20 protein-coding genes are annotated in these 20,518 nt (G+C 59.5%); 13 read left to right on the forward strand and 7 right to left on the reverse strand.

Annotated features, from left to right (window positions below; all coding sequences use genetic code 11):
• The first annotated feature begins 19 nt into the window (after window positions 1-19).
• The 10 genes from MF6394_RS16615 (at window position 20) to MF6394_RS16660 (ending at window position 11,285) form a co-directional block, all read left to right on the forward strand.
• On the forward strand, window positions 20-289 hold the full coding sequence (locus tag MF6394_RS16615) for a DUF2934 domain-containing protein (RefSeq protein ID WP_003191595.1): 270 nt from the start codon (window positions 20-22) through the stop codon (window positions 287-289).
• A gap of 121 nt (window positions 290-410) precedes the next feature.
• Complete coding sequence (gene glgX / locus MF6394_RS16620) at window positions 411-2,570, forward strand: glycogen debranching protein GlgX (RefSeq protein WP_032897080.1); 2,160 nt, start codon at window positions 411-413, stop codon at window positions 2,568-2,570.
• A gap of 1 nt (window position 2,571) precedes the next feature.
• The gene (locus MF6394_RS16625; protein WP_078467087.1) at window positions 2,572-3,570 is read left to right on the forward strand and encodes an acyl-CoA dehydrogenase family protein; all 999 of its coding nucleotides are present in this window, start codon (window positions 2,572-2,574) and stop codon (window positions 3,568-3,570) included.
• Entirely contained in the window at window positions 3,567-4,325 is a 759-nt protein-coding gene (locus MF6394_RS16630; RefSeq protein WP_047710992.1) for a PIG-L deacetylase family protein, read from the forward strand. Before MF6394_RS16625 ends, MF6394_RS16630 begins: the two co-directional genes overlap by 4 nt.
• Window positions 4,322-4,921, forward strand: coding sequence for an SAM-dependent methyltransferase (locus MF6394_RS16635; protein WP_078467088.1), 600 nt, complete (start codon window positions 4,322-4,324; stop codon window positions 4,919-4,921). The genes MF6394_RS16630 and MF6394_RS16635 overlap by 4 nt, the downstream gene beginning before the upstream one ends.
• Window positions 4,918-5,577, forward strand: a complete 660-nt coding sequence (locus MF6394_RS16640; RefSeq protein WP_047710994.1) for a glycosyltransferase — start codon at window positions 4,918-4,920, stop codon at window positions 5,575-5,577. The genes MF6394_RS16635 and MF6394_RS16640 overlap by 4 nt, the downstream gene beginning before the upstream one ends.
• Before the next feature lie 484 nt (window positions 5,578-6,061).
• A complete protein-coding gene (locus MF6394_RS16645; protein WP_078467089.1) occupies window positions 6,062-6,823 on the forward strand; it encodes a PIG-L deacetylase family protein in 762 nt (253 codons plus the stop codon).
• Window positions 6,824-7,034: 211 nt separating this feature from the next.
• Entirely contained in the window at window positions 7,035-9,188 is a 2,154-nt protein-coding gene (locus MF6394_RS16650; RefSeq protein ID WP_044272988.1) for a TonB-dependent siderophore receptor, read from the forward strand.
• Between the two features lie 978 nt (window positions 9,189-10,166).
• Window positions 10,167-10,859: a methyl-accepting chemotaxis protein gene (locus MF6394_RS35205; RefSeq protein WP_256557819.1), complete on the forward strand. Its 693-nt coding sequence runs from the start codon at window positions 10,167-10,169 to the stop codon at window positions 10,857-10,859.
• A 69-nt stretch (window positions 10,860-10,928) separates the two neighbouring features.
• Window positions 10,929-11,285, forward strand: a complete 357-nt coding sequence (locus tag MF6394_RS16660) for a VOC family protein (protein WP_032897068.1) — start codon at window positions 10,929-10,931, stop codon at window positions 11,283-11,285.
• A 78-nt stretch (window positions 11,286-11,363) separates the two neighbouring features.
• Here MF6394_RS16660 and MF6394_RS16665 read toward each other — a convergent pair whose 3' ends face one another.
• A complete protein-coding gene (locus MF6394_RS16665; protein WP_078467091.1) occupies window positions 11,364-11,885 on the reverse strand; it encodes a DUF2867 domain-containing protein in 522 nt (173 codons plus the stop codon).
• A gap of 66 nt (window positions 11,886-11,951) precedes the next feature.
• On the opposite strand from MF6394_RS16665, the gene MF6394_RS16670 reads away from it, so the two are divergent.
• A complete protein-coding gene (locus tag MF6394_RS16670; protein WP_044272992.1) occupies window positions 11,952-12,212 on the forward strand; it encodes a DUF6429 family protein in 261 nt (86 codons plus the stop codon).
• 94 nt (window positions 12,213-12,306) lie between these two features.
• Window positions 12,307-12,927 carry a LysE family translocator gene (locus MF6394_RS16675; protein WP_044272993.1) on the forward strand — a complete coding sequence of 207 codons (621 nt, stop codon included), beginning with the start codon at window positions 12,307-12,309 and terminating at the stop codon, window positions 12,925-12,927.
• 504 nt (window positions 12,928-13,431) lie between these two features.
• Here MF6394_RS16675 and MF6394_RS16680 read toward each other — a convergent pair.
• The 6 genes from MF6394_RS16680 to MF6394_RS16705 form a co-directional block, all read right to left on the reverse strand.
• Complete coding sequence (locus tag MF6394_RS16680; protein ID WP_078467092.1) at window positions 13,432-13,947, reverse strand: GNAT family N-acetyltransferase; 516 nt, start codon at window positions 13,945-13,947, stop codon at window positions 13,432-13,434.
• A gap of 259 nt (window positions 13,948-14,206) precedes the next feature.
• Window positions 14,207-15,421 (reverse strand): aldose 1-epimerase family protein, encoded by a 1,215-nt coding sequence (locus MF6394_RS16685; protein ID WP_078467093.1) that lies wholly within the window; start codon window positions 15,419-15,421, stop codon window positions 14,207-14,209.
• A 279-nt stretch (window positions 15,422-15,700) separates the two neighbouring features.
• Window positions 15,701-16,096, reverse strand: coding sequence for a hypothetical protein (locus MF6394_RS16690; RefSeq protein WP_238348864.1), 396 nt, complete (start codon window positions 16,094-16,096; stop codon window positions 15,701-15,703).
• Window positions 16,097-16,391: 295 nt separating this feature from the next.
• Window positions 16,392-16,841, reverse strand: coding sequence for a type II 3-dehydroquinate dehydratase (gene aroQ, locus MF6394_RS16695; RefSeq protein WP_034127575.1), 450 nt, complete (start codon window positions 16,839-16,841; stop codon window positions 16,392-16,394).
• A gap of 19 nt (window positions 16,842-16,860) precedes the next feature.
• Window positions 16,861-18,255, reverse strand: coding sequence for an MFS transporter (locus MF6394_RS16700; RefSeq protein ID WP_078467099.1), 1,395 nt, complete (start codon window positions 18,253-18,255; stop codon window positions 16,861-16,863).
• 97 nt (window positions 18,256-18,352) lie between these two features.
• Window positions 18,353-19,405, reverse strand: coding sequence for a Gfo/Idh/MocA family protein (locus MF6394_RS16705; protein WP_044274749.1), 1,053 nt, complete (start codon window positions 19,403-19,405; stop codon window positions 18,353-18,355).
• Between the two features lie 109 nt (window positions 19,406-19,514).
• On the opposite strand from MF6394_RS16705, the gene MF6394_RS16710 reads away from it, so the two are divergent.
• On the forward strand, window positions 19,515-20,456 hold the full coding sequence (locus MF6394_RS16710) for a LysR family transcriptional regulator (protein WP_078467094.1): 942 nt from the start codon (window positions 19,515-19,517) through the stop codon (window positions 20,454-20,456).
• Window positions 20,457-20,518 lie beyond the last annotated feature (62 nt).

Genomic DNA, 20,518 nt, shown 5'->3' on the forward strand with positions numbered 1-20,518 from the left:
TTTCTGTGAGGAGTTTGTGATGAGTAAAGAAGACAAACGCATTCGCGAACTGGCGCATCAGATCTGGGAGTCTGAAGGCAAGCCCGATGGCGCCCATGATCGCCACTGGGAGATGGCGCGCAAGCTGGCCGAAGCCGAGGCGCTGACGCCAAGCAAGCCCAAACCGGCCGCCAAGCCAAAAACCGCGCCCAAGGCTGCGGCCAAGCCCAAGCCGGCTGCGCCTGCCGCCGCCAAGCCTGCGGCAAAGAAACCCGCCGCGCCGAAGAAGCCCAAACCGCCCGCCCCATGATTTCTCGGGCCTGCAGCACGCAATGCGCGCTGCAGGCCCTTTTCCGTCCATGCCATGCGCTGAAGCACCGTCAGTACGGCGGCGTTCGGCCCGAAAAAAGACCCCTTGCAGGAGCAACTCGATGAGCAAACCCGACAACACCACAGCGACGCCGGATCATGAGCCGTCGCGGATCCGTGAAGGTTTGCCCTTCCCCCTCGGCGCCACCTGGGATGGCCTGGGTGTGAACTTTGCGCTGTTTTCCGCCAACGCCACCAAAGTAGAGCTGTGCCTGTTCGACGATACCGGCGAGGTCGAACTGGAGCGCATTGAACTGCCCGAATACACCGATGAGATCTTTCACGGTTACCTGCCCGATGCTCACCCTGGGCTGATCTACGGCTACCGCGTATACGGCCCCTATGACCCGGCCAATGGTCACCGTTTCAACCACAACAAGCTGCTGATCGACCCCTACGCCAAGCAACTGGTGGGCGAACTCAAATGGTCCGAAGCGCTGTTTGGCTACACCATCGGCCACCCGGACGACGACCTCAGTTTCGATGAACGCGACAGTGCGCCCTTCGTGCCCAAGTGCAAGGTCATCGACCCGGCGCACACCTGGGGCAACGACCAACCGGTACGGGTGCCGTGGGACCGCACGATCATCTACGAAACCCACCTGCGCGGCATCAGCATGCGCCATCCTTCGGTTGGCGAATCAGTGCGAGGGACCTGCGCCGGCTTGATGGAAGATGACGTACTCAAGCACATCCGTCAGTTGGGCATTTCTTCGGTCGAGCTGCTGCCCGTGCACGCCTTCGTCAACGACCAGCATCTGCTGGAAAAAGGCATGACCAACTACTGGGGCTACAACAGCATCGCGTTCTTCGCCCCCGACCCGCGCTACCTGGCCAGCGGCAAGATCGCCGAGTTCAAGGAGATGGTCGCGCACCTGCACGAGCAAAAGCTGGAAGTGATTCTGGACGTGGTCTACAACCACACCGCCGAAGGCAACGAGCGCGGCCCGACCCTGTCCATGCGTGGCATCGACAACGCCTCTTACTATCGGCTGATGCCCGACGACAAGCGTTTCTACATCAACGATTCCGGCACCGGCAACACCCTGGACTTGAGCCATCCGTGCGTGCTGCAAATGGTCACCGACTCCCTGCGTTACTGGGCCACCGAGATGCACGTGGACGGCTTCCGCTTTGACCTGGCGACCATCCTCGGGCGCTACCGCGACGGCTTCGATGAGCGTCACAGCTTCCTCGTGGCTTGCCGCCAGGACCCGATTCTGCGCCAGTTGAAACTCATCGCCGAGCCCTGGGACTGCGGCCCCGGCGGCTACCAAGTGGGCAACTTCCCGCCCGGCTGGGTGGAATGGAACGACCGTTTCCGCGACACCGTGCGGGCGTTCTGGAAAGGCGACGACGGCCAACTCGCCGACTTCGCCGGGCGCATGACCGCCTCGGGCGAGATGTTCAACCACCGTGGGCGCAGGCCGTACAGCTCGGTGAACTTCATCACCGCCCACGACGGCTTCACCTTGCACGACCTGGTGTCGTACAACGACAAACACAACGAGGCCAACGACGAAAACAACCAGGACGGCAGCAATAACAACCTGTCCTGGAACCACGGTGTCGAAGGCCCTACCGACGACCCGGAGATCAACGCGCTGCGCCTGCGCCAGATGCGCAACTTCTTCGCCACCCTGTTGCTGGCCCAGGGCACGCCGATGATCGTCGCCGGGGACGAGTTCGCTCGCACTCAGCACGGCAACAACAACGCCTATTGCCAGGACAGCGAAATCGGCTGGGTCAACTGGGACCTGGACGATGACGGCAAGGCCCTGCTCAAGTTCGTCAAGCGTCTGATCAAGTTGCGCCTGGCTTACCCGATCCTGCGGCGCGGGCGTTTCCTGGTGGGCGACTATAACGAAGACATCGGCGTGAAGGACGTCACCTGGCTGGCGCCGGATGGCAACGAGATGACCACCGAGCAATGGGAAGACAGCCAAGGCCGTTGCCTGGGCATGCTGATGGATGGCCGCGCCCAGGAAACCGGGATTCGCCGCGCCGGGGCCGACGCTACGCTGCTGCTGGTAGTCAACGCCCATCACGACCTGGTCAATTTCCGCCTGCCGCCGGTACCGGAGGGTGAGTTCTGGACCTGCCTGCTCGACACCAACGACCCGGCTGTGCGTGGCCAGGAGCGCTTTGATTTCGAGCACGAGTACGCGGTCACCGGTCGCTCGCTGCTGCTGTTTGAACTGCAGCACGAAGGCGAGGTGTGAAATGGCCTTGCACGGTTTCCTTCGGGGCTACCGGGGCTATGCCGACACGCAAGCCCTGGGCAATGCGCTGAGGGCCCTTCAAGAGGAAGGCCTTGACCAACTGCCGTTGCCGGGCAGCGGCGATACCCTGGCCCGCTTGAGCCAATTGGCTCAGGTGGCCGGGCATGACCTGCGCCTGTGCAAGTTGTTCGAAGGCCATACCGATGCGCTGGCGATCCTTGCCGAACTCGACAGCCCCTTGCCGCCGCTGGGCAGCACTTGGGGCATGTGGGCGGCCGAGCCGCCGACCGCCAAGGTGCGCGTGCGCCGCGACGGCCAGCGATTGCTGATCGAGGGGCGCAAAGCCTGGTGTTCCGGTGCGGCGGTGCTCAGCCATGGCTTGTTGACGGCCTGGGACGAAGAGGACCGCCAGCAACTGGTGGCCGTGGCGATGGATCAGCCCGGCATCACGGTGACGGATGAAGGTTGGAAGGCGGTGGGCATGGCGGCGACCGGTAGTGTCGACGTCCTGTTCAGCGCCGCCAGGGGGATTGCCGTGGGTGGCCCGGGCGACTATCTGTCCCGCCCGGGCTTCTGGCACGGCGGCATTGGCATCGCCGCGTGCTGGTACGGCGCGGCGCAACGCCTGGGCGAAGTGCTACGCGCCCAGTGTGCCACGCGTTCGGAGCCCCATGCGCTAGCCCACCTCGGCGCGGTCGACAGCGCCCTGAACAGCGCCGCCTGCGTGTTACGCGCCAGCGCCGCGCAGATCGACCGCCAGCCACGCGCCGATGCGCGGCAACTGGCGCAACAGACGCGCGCGTGTATCGAAGATACGGTGGAGCAAGTGATCCACCATGTGGGCCGTGCGGTCGGCGCCGGGCCTTATTGCAAGGACCCGCACTTTGCCCAGTTGATGGCGGACTTGCCGGTGTATGTGCGGCAAAGCCATGCCGAACGCGACTTGGCCGCTTTGGGCGAACACGTCGCTGGCGAGCCCTCAGGGAGATGGGCGCTATGAAGCCCAACCCGATTGTTGGCCAGGGCACACCGTTGAGCCACTGGCAAAACTCTGAACGGCTGGCGGAGTTGCCACACATCAGCGTGGCGCAGTTGGTGCCGCCAGGGCATCGAGCGGTGATCGTCGCCCCGCACCCGGATGATGAAGTGCTGGGCAGCGGCGGCTTGCTGCAAGGGTTGGCTGCATTGGATCGCCCCATCCAGTTGATCTCCGTCACCGACGGCAGCGCCAGCCACCCTGGCTCCCGGCGCTGGCCGGTGGAGCGCTTGAGCGTGGTGCGCCCGCAGGAATCAGCCCAGGCCCTGCACCGCCTTGGCTTGCCGCTGCACAGTTTGAAATGGTTGCGCGGCGGGTTTGCCGACAGCCATGTGGCCGAGCGCGAAACCCAGCTGTGCGAGTTTATCCAGCGCCACCTCAAGCCCAACGACGTGGTGTTCGCCACGTGGTGCGAGGATGGCCATTGCGATCATGAAGCCGTGGGCCGCGCCAGCGCCAAGGCCGCCAAGGCCGTCGGCGCAGTGTTGTGTGAACTGCCGGTATGGACCTGGCACTGGGCCACCGCCCAAGACCACAAAGTGCCCTGGCATCGGGCGCGCAAAATCCCGCTGACCGCCGAGCAAGTGGCACGCAAACGCCATGCGATCCACGCCTTTGCCAGCCAATTGGAGGGCGACCCGCAAATCGGCCTGCCTCCAGTGCTGGCGCCCTATGTGGTGGAACGCTTGCTGCAACCTTTTGAAATGGTGTTCGTATGAGTGTGGCAACCCCCTACTTCGACCAATTGTTTGCCGGCAATGACGACCCCTGGGCTTTTCGCCAACGCTGGTACGAACAACGCAAGCGCGCCCTGACCTTGGCCATGCTGACACGGCCGCGCTATACGTCGATATTCGAACCGGGCTGTGCCAATGGCGAACTGAGTGCCGAGCTGGCGCCACGTTGCGACCGCCTGCTGTGTTGCGACACCGCCAGCGCTGCGGTGCGGCTGGCACAGGCGCGGCTGGAGCGTTTTGCTCATGCCCGCGTGGAGCAGCGTCGCCTGCCGGAGCAATGGCCCAGCGGGCAGTTCGAACTGATCGTATTGAGTGAGCTTTGTTACTACCTTGATGCAGAGGATTTTAATCGCCTGCTCGACCGCGCCCTCGCCGCCTTGACCGCTGATGGGCAACTCCTGGCCTGCCACTGGCGAGCGCCCATTGACGGTTGCCCGCAAACCGCCGAACAAGTGCACGCCGTGCTGCAACAGCGTCTGGGTGGAGCACCGTTGGTGCAGTACCAGGACCCGGACTTCCTGCTCGACCTGTGGAGCCTCGACGGCACCTCGGTCGCTCGCCACGAGGGCTTACGATGATCGGTATTCTGATCCCGGCACATAACGAAGAAGCCTGGTTGGATGATTGCCTGAGGGCTGCGCGGATCGCCGCCGACCACCCGGGCTTGCTGGGTGAAGCGGTACACATCCTGGTGGTGCTCGACAGCTGCAGCGATGCCAGCGCGGCGATTGCCCAGGCCCACCAGGTGCATTGCCTGCACGTGCAGGCTCGCAATGTGGGGCATGCCCGCGGCGTGGGTGCACGGTACTTGCTGGAGCAAGGCGCGCGGTGGATTTCCTGTACCGACGCCGACAGCCGCGTCGCCCCTGACTGGCTGGTGGCCCAACTGGCTCAAGGTTGTGACGCGGTGTGCGGCACAGTCACCGTAGACGCCTGGAGCGAAGGCTTCGACCCGGCGGCGCAGATCCGCTATCACCAGGCCTACCAGGCCCGCGACGGGCATCGACATATCCACGGTGCCAACCTGGGCGTGAGTGCCCGCGCCTATGTAGAGGCCGGAGGATTTGAACCGCTGGAATGCCACGAGGATGTACAGCTGGTGCGTGACTTGGAGCGTTGCGGCGCCTCCATCGCCTGGAGCCATGCACCGCAAGTGGTGACCAGTGCGCGCCTGGATTGCCGGGCTGAGGGTGGGTTTGGGGACTATTTGAAGAGCTTGATGCGGGCTGGGTGAAAACAGAAAAGCGTTCAACCGCAGGATCCTGGGGCGTCAGGGAGATAGGCGCCGGCCGTCAGTCCGCCACGGGAGCAAGCTCCCTCGCCACCAGTCCAGCGTCACACCAAAGTTGTGTAGATACCTATGGCCATCGCAGGCAAGCCAGCTCCCACAGGGGTGTCTGCCAGGCGCTAATTTTTTGGGCAACACATGACCTGTGTGGGAGCTGGCTTGCCTGCGAAGACGGCGGCCCAGCCAACATTGATGGTAAATGACCCACCGCTTTCGCGAGCAAGCCCGCTCCCACAGCTGGATCGTGAGACGGCAGGCTAATCGTCGACTGTTATGTGGCATCGCATCCAAAGTTGTGCAGACACCCATGCCTGTCTATGCTCCTAACGCCTCGCACAGCACTCACCCCAGCGGAGCCTGGGGTGAAGACAAGAGCGTCGTCCCGTCAACGGGGTACGACCCGGTATCAACCGACAAGGATGTGACACCCATGAAGCCTGCCTCCTTAAGCGAAGGCCGCCGCGGCCCCGCGCAAATCTGGAACAGTGCGCCGCAGTTGGCGCAAACCCCCATCATCTCCGTGAACACCCTGGTACCGCGCGGCGCTCGCGTGGTGGTGATCGCCCCGCACCCGGGCGATGAAGTGCTGGCATGCGGCGGTTTGCTGCAACTGCTCAGCACCCAGGAGCATCCACTGCAATTGATCTCCATCACCGATGGCAGCGCCAGCCATCCCGGTTCGCAAGTATGGCCGGCCAGCCGCTTGAGCGTGGTGCGCCCCCAGGAAAGCGCCGAGGCCCTGCGCCGATTGGGCATGCCCTTGCACAGCCTGAAATGGATTCGTGGCGGGTTTTGTGATGACGCCCTGGCCGCCCGTGAACAGCCGATGAGCCAATTCATCGCGCGCTACCTGCAACCCGGCGACGCGGTGTTTACCACCTGGCGCAACGACGGCAATGACGACCACGATGCCGTTGGCCGCGCGAGTGCCAAGGCGTGCAGCCTGGTGGGTGCGCAGTTGTATGAACTGCCGGTCTGGGCCTGGCACTGGCCAGCACGGGAAAGTGCGGTAATGCCCTGGCAACGTGCACGCAAGGTCCGCCTGGACACCTGGACCGTCGCACGCAAGCTGCACGCCGCCCACGCCTACGCCAGCCAGTTGGTGGGCGACCCGCAGATCGGCTTACCGCCGATGCTCGCGCAAATATTGCTGGAACGCATGCGCGAGCCCTACGAAATCCTGTTCACCTGAACACCCCCTGTAGGAGCGAGCTTGCTCGCGAAAAACCTCAACGATAATGCGTGCTTGCTGAATAAACGCGGCGTCAGTGAGTCTTTCGCGAGCAAGCTCGCTCCTACAGCGTTCGGGCTTTTCCCTACAGACTCAATCTGCCAAACTGATGCGAATAATTATCAACAGATTTATTATTCGCCACGGACGGCGCTTGGGGAGCCCTACTTTCATGTCTGTGCAACAACGCGGCGGCAACGTTTTTACACCCAGTCTGATGGCAATCACTATCGCTCTAGCAACCTCCAATGCGGCCATGGCCGCCGACGCCGAAGCACCGGCCACCATTGAGCTGGGCGCCACCCAGGTCTCCGGCCAACAGCTTGGCGCAACCACCGAAGGCAGCGAGTCGTACACCACCGGCTCGATGAAGACCGCAACCAAACTGCCGCTGACCCTGCGCGAAACCCCGCAGGCCGTCACCGTGATCACGCGCCAGCGCATGGATGACCAGGCCATGACCAGCATCAACGACGTGGTCAACGCCACGCCGGGGCTGTTCCTCAATTACTCCAACGGCCCTGGGCGACAAGGCTTTACCGCACGCGGTTTCGACATCGACAACCTCATGTATGACGGTATACCCAGCGGCTACAACGGTGCATCGGTAGGCGCGCAGCCGAACCTGGCAATGTTCGACCGCGTCGAAGTGGTGCGCGGCGCAACCGGCCTGGTGACCGGCGCGGGCAACCCTTCGGCCGCGATCAACCTGATCCGCAAGCGGCCACTGGACGAGCAGAAAGTCACGCTCACCGGTGCCGTCGGTAGCTGGGACGACTACCGTGGCGAACTCGACGCCTCCAGCCCACTCAATGACAGCGGCACCTGGCGCGGTCGCGTCGTCACCTCTTACCGCGATGCCAACAGCTTTATCGACAAGGCCGAGCAGGATCATGGCCTGTTCTATGCCGTCACCGAAGCCGACCTGAGCGAAGACACCACCCTGACCCTCGGTTACTCGAACCAGAAGGACAAGACCAACTACTTCTGGGGCGCTTCGATGGTCGGCCTGGATGGCCGCCACCTGGACCTGTCGCGCTCCTATAACCCAGGCACCGATTGGGAGAACAAGGACCAGGAAATCAACACCCTGTTCGCTGAGCTGCGCCAGCGCCTGGCCAACGACTGGAGCCTGCAGGTCAACGCCAACTATGCCGAACAGAACGCCTTGTTCTCCGGTTCCTACCAATCGCGCTGGACCAAAAGCACCCTGGCCCGCACGGTGTACCAGGCCAGCTACGATGAAAACCAGGCCGGGCTCGACGCCTTTGCCAGCGGCCCGTTCGAGGCGTTCGGCCGTACCCATGAACTGGTGGTGGGCGCCAGCAAGCGCATCTACGACATGACCACCCACAACTACAGCCCGTACGACCTCAACTGGCCGATCAATGCCGGCAAACCGAACTTCACCCGCACCAACAACGTTCGCGAAGTCACCACCCAGGACGGTTTCTACCTGACCAGCCGCCTGAGCCTGGCTGACCCGCTGAAGCTGATCCTCGGCGCTCGCCTGGACTGGTACGACTACGACAACCGTGATGCCGCCGGCGACTACAAGGTCACCCGCAACCTCACCCGCTACGCCGGCCTGATCTACGACCTGGACGACCAGCATTCGGTCTACGTGAGCTACAGCGACATCTTCACGCCACAAAAGGAAAAGAGCACAGCCGGCACCCCACTCAAGCCCATCGTCGGTAAAAATTATGAAGTTGGCGTCAAAGGCGAATACTTCGGTGGCACGCTCAATGCCAGCGTGGCGTTGTTCCGCGTCGACCAGGAAAACCGCGCCGTGCCGGTGGTGGTGCCCAACTGCCCGCAGGCGTCCTGTGCCGACGCCTCGGGTGAAATCCGCAGCCAGGGTATCGACTTCGAACTGCAAGGCGCCTTGACCGAAAACTGGCAGGTCGGCGGCGGCTATACCTATGCGCGCACCCACACCATCAAGGACGACGCCAACCCGCAGAAGGTCAACAAGCAGTTCGATACCGACATCCCGGAACATCTGTTCAAAGTGACCACCCGCTACAACTTCCAGGGCCCGCTGGAAAAACTCCGGGTCGGCGGCAATATCTCCTGGCAGAGCCGCATGTACAACGACATCAAGCTAGCGGATGGCAGCAACTACCGGCTCCAGCAAGGCGGCTACGCCGTCACTGACTTGATGGCGGGCTACCGGGTCAATCAGCACCTGGATCTGCAGCTCAATGCCAACAACATCTTTGATCGCCATTACTACCAGTCCATCTCCAACTCAGTGACTTATGGCGGCGACTCCTATGGCAGCCCCCGCAACATGATGCTGACTGCCAAGTACAGCTTCTGAGGCTCACGGCAACCTCGGCTGCTCGCTCGGGCAGCCGTTCTTAAAGTCCCACGCCCGCGTGCCGATAACGCGTGGGTAACCGGCGACAATCCTGAACATCTGCTTGACTCCACAGCGGCGCGCCTGTGTGGCACACCGCGTGCTTGCTTGACCTCGACGCCCCCTCTCATGGAGTAAGAGTGAATGCCTGTCCGTTTTCTAGAGCACTATCGCAAGGCCGACCGCATCATGCTGGCATTGATCTGGCTGATGTTGCTGTTCTCCCTCGGCCTGGCGTTCTGGCACGACACCCTCATGCAGGCCATGATCGTCGGTGGCGGCACCGGCGTGGTGCTCACGGCGCTGTACCGCGTCATCGGCGGCACCCGCGTGATGCGCTGTGCACTGGGTGCCGGCTTGATGGTGATGGCGGCGTTGCACATCAACCAGGCGCACGGGGTGATCGAATCCCACTTCGGCATTTTCGCGCTGCTGGCGGTGCTGACCTTCTACCGTGACTGGCTGCCGATCCTGGTAGCAGCGCTGACCATCGCGGTGCATCACGTGGTGTTCCATGCCTTGCAGCACCAGGGCTTCCCGGTGTTTGTGATGGAGCATCACGGCGGCTGGACGATGGTGTTAGTCCATGCCTTCTATGTGGTGATGGAGACCGTCGCCCTCCTCTACCTCGCCGTCCATAGCCAGGCCGAAGCGGTGGAGAGCCAGGAAATGCTGGAGAAGATGCTCGCCGTTACCTCGCAGTTCACCGTGGAAACCGCCCACGGTGAAGGCAAGGCCCACGTGTCCCTCGCCAAGCGTTTCGACCACTTCCTGCAGCAACTCACCCACCTGATCGACGGCGTCGCCCGTGACTCCCATGGCCTGGGCCAGCTCGGCCAGGAACTGGCCAGCGCCAGCGGCACCCTGGAAAAAGGCGCCCGGCATCAACTGGCACAGATCGGCGAAATGACCGGCTCGATGCAGCGCATGGAAGACGCCATGGGCCACATTACGGTGCAGGTCGAACAGGCAGTGGAACACGCGGGCCAGGCCAGCCAGCAGATTGTGCGCGGCCAGGAAAGCGTCGGCCGCGCCCAGCATGAAATCAGCCAATTGGCTTCGCGCATCAACGGCACGGAGTCGACCGTAGAATCCCTGGCGGTGCAGGCAGAGCAAATCGGCTCGGTGCTGGAAGTGATCAGCAGCATCGCCAACCAGACCAACCTGCTGGCCCTCAACGCCGCCATCGAGGCCGCCCGCGCCGGCGAGCAAGGCCGTGGCTTTGCCGTGGTGGCCGATGAAGTGCGCAGCCTGGCCCAGCGCACCGCCCTCTCCACCCAGGAAATCAAGGGCATCATCGAGGGCCTGCAACACGGCAGCCGCCAAGCCGTCGAAGCCATGCACGCCAGCCGCGAAGGCGTAGAGCGCTGCGTGGCCGACAGCCAAGAGGCCGTGGACATGCTACGGGCGGTGGGCGAGGACATCGCGCACATCGACCAACTCAACGGCCACATCGTCACCACCACCCGCGAACAGACCTCGGCCAACCTGGAGATCGTCGAGCGCTTGCAATCGGTGCAAAGCATCGCCCAGAACACCGCCGACGACGTCGAGACACTCGCGCGCAGCAGCGAACGCCTGCCACCGATCGCGGTGCGGCTGGATGCGTTGGGGCGCAGGTTTCATCCTTGAGCGTGTGGGAAATGGGCAGGCCCGGATACGCTACACTCGCAGCCTAAGATACGAGCCACGGAGGCCAACATGAGCACAGCCGGTAAAGACAGACAGATCGACAATATCGAATTCAACGTAAGCGACATCGCCCGCAGTAAAGCCTTCTACGGCGCCGCATTCGGCTGGACGTTCGTCGACTACGGCCCCACCTACAGCGAATTCAGCGATGGCCGGCTCACGGGTGGTTTCACCACCGGTGAGCCTGTGCGACCGGGCGGGCCCTTGGTTATCTTGTATGCCGATGACTTGGACAGTGTGCAGCAGCGGCTTCAACAGCTGGGCACGGTGATTACGCGCCAGACGTTTTCGTTTCCAGGAGGCCGCAGGTTCCACTTCACCGATCCAGATGGGTATGAACTGGCGGTGTGGAGCGTTGCGCTGTGATCCAGCGCTTTAGCTGTATCGTTGAAGCGCGACAGCTCCGACGGAGAATAAATTGTGTTGAGGGAGTCTTTTCTAGATTCAAAGCTGTTGCAGCTTGCGCTGCAAGCGGGTCTTTAGCCGATTGACGATCAGCTTGTGCGCCGGCCCCACCGGCAGCATGTAGAGACGCCCAAAGGTGTTGTGGGTGATCACCGATGAAGTGATCGTAAGCACACGATCAGCAAGTGAAAGGCAAATCATCACATCCAGGTGCCGGTCACGCTCGGTCAGCACCAGCCTATCCGGCGCGCAGTCCTCCACCAGGAAAAAATCAAGCCGCTCACCCGCTTGCACCGTCACGCGCCGATTGCCGGAGAACCCGCCGATGCGCTTTACGCCAAACCTTGAAGAAATCCCATCTCTGATCCGAAAGGCCAATTTTAACAGCGGTCCCGTTTCGGCGGTCATGATGTTCCAGGCATCCAGCGCGCTGATCTCAGTCGACAATGGCACCGACCTGCAATCGTAATAATTGAGTTCAGACGGTGCACCCAACGTGTGACTGACAGAGTGAGTCGCCAAGATTTTTTCGTCCATGATCAAAACCGGGATTGGCATCATAACTCTTCAAGCGAAATGTTGCGCTAAGCTAGATAGGGTCTGTGGAATTCAAGCGGAGTACCCATTATGGAATACGACGAAAAACGGATTGAGGAAACCGTACTTGCCCTGCTGACCACCTTCAGCTTTGATAACGGCAACTCATGGAAAGGCCACGACTTTCAAATAATGAACCGGCTTCACGAGCAAGGTTTTATCAGTAATCCGGTGAACAAAAACAAGTCCATTTGGCTGACGCAGGAAGGCTTGGAACGGGGCCGGCAAATCGCCGATCGGTTATTTGCCGCACCCCCTGAGGCCAAGCGTTCATCCAATCCGGACACCTGAAGCGCTCGCGGGGCCAGAAGCCCGGCCACGGAGTGTTAAACCGCGCTTCATCCGTTTATCCTCAAGACTCCCCGACCTGCAACCCGGAGCCGCCATGGACCTCGCCACCCTCGCCCTCTTCCTCCCCGCCTGCTTCGCCCTGAACATGGCCCCCGGCCCCAATAACCTGCTGTCGGTAAGTAACGCTACCCGCTACGGTTACCGCACCTCCTGCCTCGCCGGGCTCGGCCGCCTGCTGGCCTTCGCCGGCATGATCGCCCTTGCCTCCGCGGGGTTGGCGGTGGTGTTGCAAACCTCGGAGTTGTTGTTCTACGGGATCAAGATGCTCGGCGCTGCGTATCTGTTTTACCTGGCGTATCAGCTATGGCGCGCAGACCCGCAGCAGCAGGTGGACACCGCAACGAGGAAGGTGGGCCTGTGGGCCTTGGCGCGGCAGGAGTTTCTGGTGGCTGCGGGCAACCCCAAAGCGATCCTGATCTTCACCGCCTTCCTCCCGCAATTCGTGGTGCCCGGCCAACCCGTCACTGCGCAATTTGCCCTGCTGGGTGTGATGTTTCTGGCTTTGGAATGGGTCGCCATCAGCGCCTATGCCTATATGGGCCTGCATATGCGCCGCTGGTTTGCCGAGCCCAAGGGCAAGCGCCTGTTCAATCGCTGCTGCGCAGGTTTGTTGTCAGCGGCGGCGGCGGTGTTGTTGACTGCGCGCAGGGCATGAGTGAGGGGGGAAGTGCCCCTGGCAGACGACGTCGATCTAACTGATGCGGCGCGATCTAAATGTGGGAGCTGGCTTGCCTGCGATGGCCATAGGCATCTACCTAATTTGGGGGTGACAGTGGATCTGTGGCGAGGGAGCTTGCTCCCGTGACGACCTGATAGCCGACGCTGATCTAGCTGACGCACCGCGATCCAAATGTGGGAGCTGGCTTGCCTGCGAAGACGGCCTGACAGTCAACGCAGTTGGATTGTGTGTATATCCATTGCTGCGGTAACGGCCACCTAGGGTTCCGCCCTGACGGCGGCTCACTTTTGAACAGCGCAAAAGTAAGCAAAACGCTCTTGCCCCACCACTCGGCACCTCGCCTAGGCTCGGTGTGCCCGTAATCCGCCAGCGTGGTTTAACGGGGCGCCTGAGATCAAAAGCAGATCAAGAGCGGCTCGCTTCGCATCGTGGTTACCGTCGGCTACTACGGCCTGCAAATAAGTTGTGTAGATATCTATGCTATCTCAACGGCAAACCATACCTCACCTCCACCAGCGCCACACCGCCCCTCTCAAGATCGCGCTCAGTCCCGGCCTCCTCCACACATCCCACCCGGCGATAAAATCGAATAGCCCGTTCATTACCGGCCAAGACCCAGAGCGTTAAACGCTCATAGCCTTGCGCCAATAGATCCTGCAAGCCGGCTTTCCACAAGGCCAGCCCATCGCCGGTTTGCCAATGCTCGGCGAGCACGTAGATGGCCATGACCTCACCTGCATTAGTCTGCACAGCGTCTTCATCACGGCTGGCGCCCACAGCTATCCAGCCGACAATCTGCTGGCCCACCTCGGCAACCCATACCGTCGACTCACCCAAGGCAAGCAAGCGAACCCAATGGGCTTCGCGCCTAGCCAGCGTTGCTTGCAACCCGCTCAAGAAATGGGCAGGCATCAGGTCACGGTACGCGTCTTGCCAACTGCTGATATGCACCTGGGCAATGGCTTTTGCGTCGGCGGGTAAGGCCCTGCGAATCATGGAGATGCTCCTGAAATACGGTTATTTCAGTATGCATGCCCGTCGATGACAAAAAGCCCTGCGCTGAACACGGCCCAATATCAATGCCAACCCCAATGTAGGAGCGAGTTTGCTCGCGAAGAACTTCAACGATAACGCGGGCTTCCTGAGTGAACGCGGCGCCTGTGGGTTTTTCGCGAGCAAGCTCGCTCCTACAGTTGCAGGGCGATTCCGGCTTCGATGAAGAACGCCGGGCCCCACGTGATAGATCCAGCCAACATCACCCCTTGGTCAAATCCACCAAAGGCGTCTGCCGCACCTCAGTCTCCCGCCCACCCTGAATCTCGCTGACCTGCTTCAAAGCCTTATCAACAGCCGCCTTATCCGCCAACAAGCTGTAGCTGATACGGAACTGCTTATGTTCCTTCGCCCCGATCGTAGGCACCAGGTTCAATGGCCGCTGATAACGACGGTTGTACGAAAAACTCGTCCCCGGCTCCAACCCAGTCACATAACCCTGCCCTTGGGTATCAGTGTTCTTCCACAGCGAAAACACCGGCAGTGTCTGCGTATTGAAACCCACCGAAACCCCCAGGCTGCCGGCCTTGTTATGCAACACCGTCAAGGTATCGCCCTTGGCATCGGCATACGGCACCACGTTGTAGACCGTTTCGTCATAGTCCTTGGTCGGCGCACGGTAGGTTTGCCAGTCGGCCAGTTCGCCCTTGGCCTTGTCGTTGAACGGCGACACCTGCTTCACCGGCGCAACGAAACGCGCGCCCTGCTCCAGGAACGGCGTGCTGAAGTTACTGTGATACAGCGCCTGGTATTCCTTAGGATAATCGCCATTGTTGGTCAGCGTATCGTTAAGGGCGAACACCACACTGCCAGGCTCGGTGACCAGTTCGGTCGCAACGGAGAAATCGACCTTCTTGAACGCCTGCTCTTTCAACTCGCCACGCAGGGTGATCGCGTACGGCGGTTTTTCATCGATATGCAGGGTGACTTTATTCGCAGGAATATTGGCGGCCCGACCGTGCAAGGTCAGCAGTTCGCCGTTGTCGACGCCAGGATGCCCCACCCATTCATAGCCGCAGCGGGTGACCAGCTCATTGAAACCTTCCAACCAACCGAGACCACCGCGGCCATTGAGCTCGATGAAGGACGGATTGACCACTTCCTTGACCGGCGAATCCCAGCCCATGCGCACATCACCGACCGACGCCTGCAACACGTTCATACCGCGAGTCGGCACTACCGAGAGCTTCATCGTGCCGTTATCGATATCGACAATGCTCACACCCTCCTGCCGACCACCGTGCAAGGTGCGCAGAGTGACGCTGAAGGGTTTGTCGGTTTGGATGCCGAGCTGCTGGCTGGTGACTTGCCAGTTCTGAGCGGCTTTGTCGGTATCGAGCAGCACGTAATCCCAGGCCAGGGCGTGGGAGGCGGCAGAGAATGCGCTAAGGGCAACGAGGAGTTTTAGCGGGGTCATGGCGGTGGCCTTTATTGGAGTTGTTTGCGTTTTATAAACTCGATGAAACGTTTCAGCAAGCTTAAAAGACGAGACCGTGTGTGGAAAGGCCATGAAGCAGGTGGAACAGATCAGGAGGTCAAGGCGATGCGCTTGCGGGCAGGCTGGAACGAAAACGCGAGTGGGCGGTGTATGAGCTTTGGTCCATCCGTGCCGGATACAACCTTGCGTTGACTCATTGGCTGCAATCGGCCAGAAGCGGACGCTCTCCAGAGTCCCTATACATAGTTGATTGCCAAGCTAATCCCTAAGCTCGAATTGCTGAAACCCCACGCGCCTGACGTAAACCCAAAAGTCATCCTTTGGCTCATATTGCTCCATGCAAACACTTTGATCCTGGCACAGTTCATCTTCGTCGATCAGGATGCGATCCCAATCGAAGTCAGGGTTCTTGGAAATGGTATAGCTAGGGTAAGGTTTGTCGAGATCGAAGTGGATCGAGTACACGAACAACGGAGATTCCCACGGCATGTGGGTTTCGTACAACCGCATCAGTTCGGGCATCTGTGCTTTACAGTGCTGTTCGGCAAACCTCAATGCCTGGGGCAAATCATCCCACGTAGCCTTGACCGCGCGTTGCGCAGCGGCGAGCCTGGCGTAAGGTGGCTCGTCATTGTGGTGCTGGACGTAAATCAATCGGCTGCCGAACTGGAATTCGCATTGCCAGACACCCGAGGGAGCACGCAGTGACCAAGCATGGATTCGGTCAGTAGATTGATGTCCATATCGGTACCACAGATGGAAAGGTGCTCAGTTTACCCTCTCAAATATCAGCCTGGGAATGCGCAGGCGTTTGGGCTATTTGTCCGACATCCATGGGGTGTGACCGGCAGCAATGGGTCGAAAACTGCCGATCGTGAACGGCGGAAATCGACCCGAAGCGTGGTAATCCACAATTTCTGGCTCTAGGCAGTGCCAGCAAACGTCTCGGTTAGGCGTTTGATTGTTCCAGGCTGCTTGCATAGTGCTGTATCGCCATTCGATACCCATCAGTGCCGAACCCTGCGAGCACGCCTTTGGCAACGCGTGACACGTAGGAAAAATGCCTGAAATCTTCACGCCTGTGGACATTTGAGATGTGAACCTCAATCACCGGTACCTCGGCTGCAATCAACGCATCGTGGATGGCTGCCGATGTATGGGTCCATGCTCCTGGATTGATCACAATCCCCGCAATCCTTCTACGGGCGTGGTGAATCCATTCAATCATTTGCCCTTCGTGATTGGTTTGCTGAAACTCAATTACAAGCCCAAGTTCTTCGCCGTACTCACGACACGTCTGCTCAACGTCGGCCAATGTTTCCGACCCATACACCTCGGGCTCTCTCAATCCCAACATGTTCAGGTTAGGGCCGTTCAAAACCAGGATGGTTTTCATCATTTAATCCTCGCGAGTCGCTTCAATTCTTTACGGTACTCATGGCTGCCAGCCGTGCCTTATGATATTCATCGGCTTCTGTGGATTGGGCATCGCGGTTACCGAGGTCGGCTGTAGGAATTCGAGAGGTCTCGGGCGCGCACCAGGCCGCGATACCAGCTAGCAACGTGCACACACAGGCGATCCCACCGACAATCAAGGGTATGTTTTCAGTCCCAGGGCCTGCGATCAGGGCAAACAGAGCAGGTAACATTGCGGTGATGAACAGTCCGCTGTTTTGCGAAATTGCCATTCCCGACACGCGGTAACGTGTTTCAAATTGCTCTGGGAAGAAGGATGGGAACACCGCGTTGTAGCCCTGGTAGATCATTCCCCACATCAGCAGTGAGGCGCCGAAAGCGAGCGGGAGGCTGTGAATGCTGATTGCGTATAAATAAGCAAAGGACATCAGCCCGCAACCAAAGGCGCTTGCGATGATCAGAGGCCGGCGCCCAACCTTGTCAGAAAGATTGCCCACGAAAGGGATGCACAGCACCGCCACGATATTGCCAACGACCGGGATCCACAGGTACACGCTTTTATCGAAGCCGATGCCATAGGCAGGTTGCACCGCATAGGCTGCTCCGAACACGGTCGTAATGACTGGAATAACATTCATCAACGAAACCCCAACTACAACCAGCATGCCTCTCCAGCTGTGTTTGAAGGCTCCGATAATCGGCGATTCAGACTTCTCATCCTTGGTTGTTTGCTCTACGAATACTGGCGGTTCCTCAACTTCCCGGCGAATGATGAAGCCAGCGATCAGCACCACAGCGCTCAAAAGAAAGGGAATACGCCAGCCCCAGCTATTGAAGGCTTCATCGGACATGAAATAGGCCAGAGGCAGGAAAATGGCTGCTGCGAGTACCTGACCTGCCTGCACCCCTTGAAGTGTGTAGCTGCCGAAGTATCCTCTTCGTCCTTGGGGTGCATGCTCCAGAATCATTGAGCTGGCTCCCGAGATCTCTCCCGCTACAGCAAACCCCTGCACCAGTCGCAGAACTACTAGCAGGATAGGTGCCCATATACCAATCTGGTGGTAGGTTGGCAGAAGGCCTACCGCCATGGTGGCGAATCCCATCAGGAACATGCATAGCAGCAGTACGTTCTTGCGCCCTCGAGTATCACCCCAGTGCCCCAAGAAGAACGCGCCGATAGGGCGAGCAATGTACCCAACCCCGTAAGTCGCCATAGCCGCCACGATGGCAATCTTTGGATCGGTTGAGGGGAAGAAGAGTTGTGGAAATATCAGTGCTGCCGCTTGGGCATAGATGAAAAAGTCGTAATACTCCAACGCGGAGCCGATCCAACCACTCGCGGTGGCTTTCTTGGCTTGCTTGGAGCGGTGCTGCTCTGTCGCTGTTGCTGTGTTCATCTGACTACTCCAGATATTGTTTTTATAGGTCTGGCAGGGCAGCAAAAACCGCCCCTGGTACACGCAAAACAGGGCATGACTGGAAGCCATGCCGGGCTCAAATACGGTCGATTTCTATGATCGAGCCGCTTTTTGCGGCCTGTGAAATAGCCTCAGTGATGATCAGATTCCGCAGTCCGTCGCGCACGGAGACCAAAGGCGTTTCCGTGCCTCGTATGACGTTGCAAAAGTGCTCAAGCTGGATCTCAAGGGGGTCTTTGCGGTCGACAGCGCAGTGGCCCGTTTGGAAGGGCTTCCACCATGATCTGTCTTCGGCCTTCACGTAGTATTTGAGACGCATTGTGGGCACTGACAGTGAGCCGTTCTTCCCACTGATGACGTAGCAATCCTCATCCTCGTAGGACGGATAGCTCGCGTTTTCTTGCGATGTTTGTTCCCAACTGCGGGCACAGCCGGTGCTGTCGGAGAGCAAGAAGGAACCGAGTGCTCCATTCTCAAAGCGCAGGCCGATACACACGGTGTCTTCGACAGGAAATCCACGTGCGACACTGGACTGCATTGCTTGAACAGCAACAATTTCACCGCACAGCGAACGCAGGTTGCCGATCTCATGGATCATATTGATCAGAATAGGGCCACCGCCCTCCTGACGTCGCCAGATGGCAGCGTCGAAATAATCATCTGGTTTGTAAAACAGAGCGCTGCCTTGCACGGCAACGATGTCTCCAAGAATGTCGTCACGGATGATCTCTCGCGCCTTGGCAAGAATTGGGCTATGCGCTCGATGATGTCCTACGAGCAGCTTGGCGTCAGTTGCATCGGCAACAGCGAGTAACCGCCTGCCCTCCTCAACGCTGTGCGCCACCGGCTTCTCTATCAGCGCAACAACACCAGCCTCAATGCATTGCAAAGTCTGTTCGACATGTAAGGCGTTTGGAGTGGCGAGAATTACGCCATCAGGCTTGTCCTCGGCGAAACAAGCCAGAAGATTTTCATACTGCGAGACGCCCAGCGAGTCTAGGTAGGAGCCATCAAGTTCGAACGGATCGATAACGGCTGACAGTTCGCAAGAAGAACTCGCTTGGATGAGTTCAATATGGCGTCGACCGATGAGGCCGGCACCCGCTACCGCAATTCTGATTTTGGACATGCTTTGATCTTCGCGAGCGTTATTGTTTTAAATCTCGACGTACAGAAGTCGTGATTCGATCTGCTAGGATCAAGGCTACTATCAACGCGCAAAGCTATAATTGAGCCATATGGAAAATCAGAATTCTCCATTAGTAAATAATGATCCCTTCCTGAGGGATCTGCTTCTGTTCTCAGTCATCGCAAAACGTGGAAGTTTTAGCGCGGCAGGGACAGAGCTTGGAATTTCTCCCGCCCATGTCAGCAAGCGTGTTTTGGCGTTGGAAGAAACGCTGAGCTGCAAGCTCTTTAACCGGACAACCAGGCGGGTTTCGATCACCAAAGATGGCGAAACGATGCTCGTTTGGGCCCAGACGATCATGGACAACGTCAATGGGATGCTTGAGACCTCACTGGGCGACCGGGTCGAGCCCAGAGGCACGCTGCGTATCAGCACAAGCCAGCGAATGGGACGATTTCACATCGCTCCAGTTCTGGCCTTGCTTCGTAAACGCTACCCAAAATTAGAGGTGTGGCTTGAGCTGGTTGACCGTCGAACTGACCTCATTGGGGAGCAGTTCGACATCGATATCCGAGTTGGAGAAATTAACGAGCAAAATCTGATTATTCACAAAATCGCAGATAGCCAGAGGATTCTCTGTGCTGCTCCGAGTTACTTGGAAGAGCGCGGTAATCCAAACTCTGTGAGCGAGCTTCAACGCCACGATTGCCTGTTGTTTCGTGGGAGGGATCAAAGCTTTGGTGTATGGCGGCTCGAGGGGCCAAACGGTCTTGAGTCGGTGAAAGTCACAGGGCCCATGGCATCCAACCACAGTGATGTCGTTCGAGAGTGGGCGCATGATGGTTTCGGCCTCATCATGGCATCAACCTGGGATGTGGCCCCAAGCATCAGGAATGGGACGCTCATTCGCATCCTGCCTGAACATTTCCAGCCGGCGAATGTGTCCGCAGTCACTACGATTCGGGCTTCTGGCTCGATGAAGATCAGGGTATGCCTGGATTTTCTGAGTGCACACCTGAGTTCTGGCCCTTACGCGCTACGAAATGGCTAAGTCCCAGAGGGTGTCGCTACGACCGGCAGTTATTGGCCGAAATCCGCCGGTCAGCCCCCTCC

It is taken from the genome of Pseudomonas sp. MF6394 (assembly GCF_002018845.1).
Lineage (GTDB): Bacteria > Pseudomonadota > Gammaproteobacteria > Pseudomonadales > Pseudomonadaceae > Aquipseudomonas > Aquipseudomonas lactis.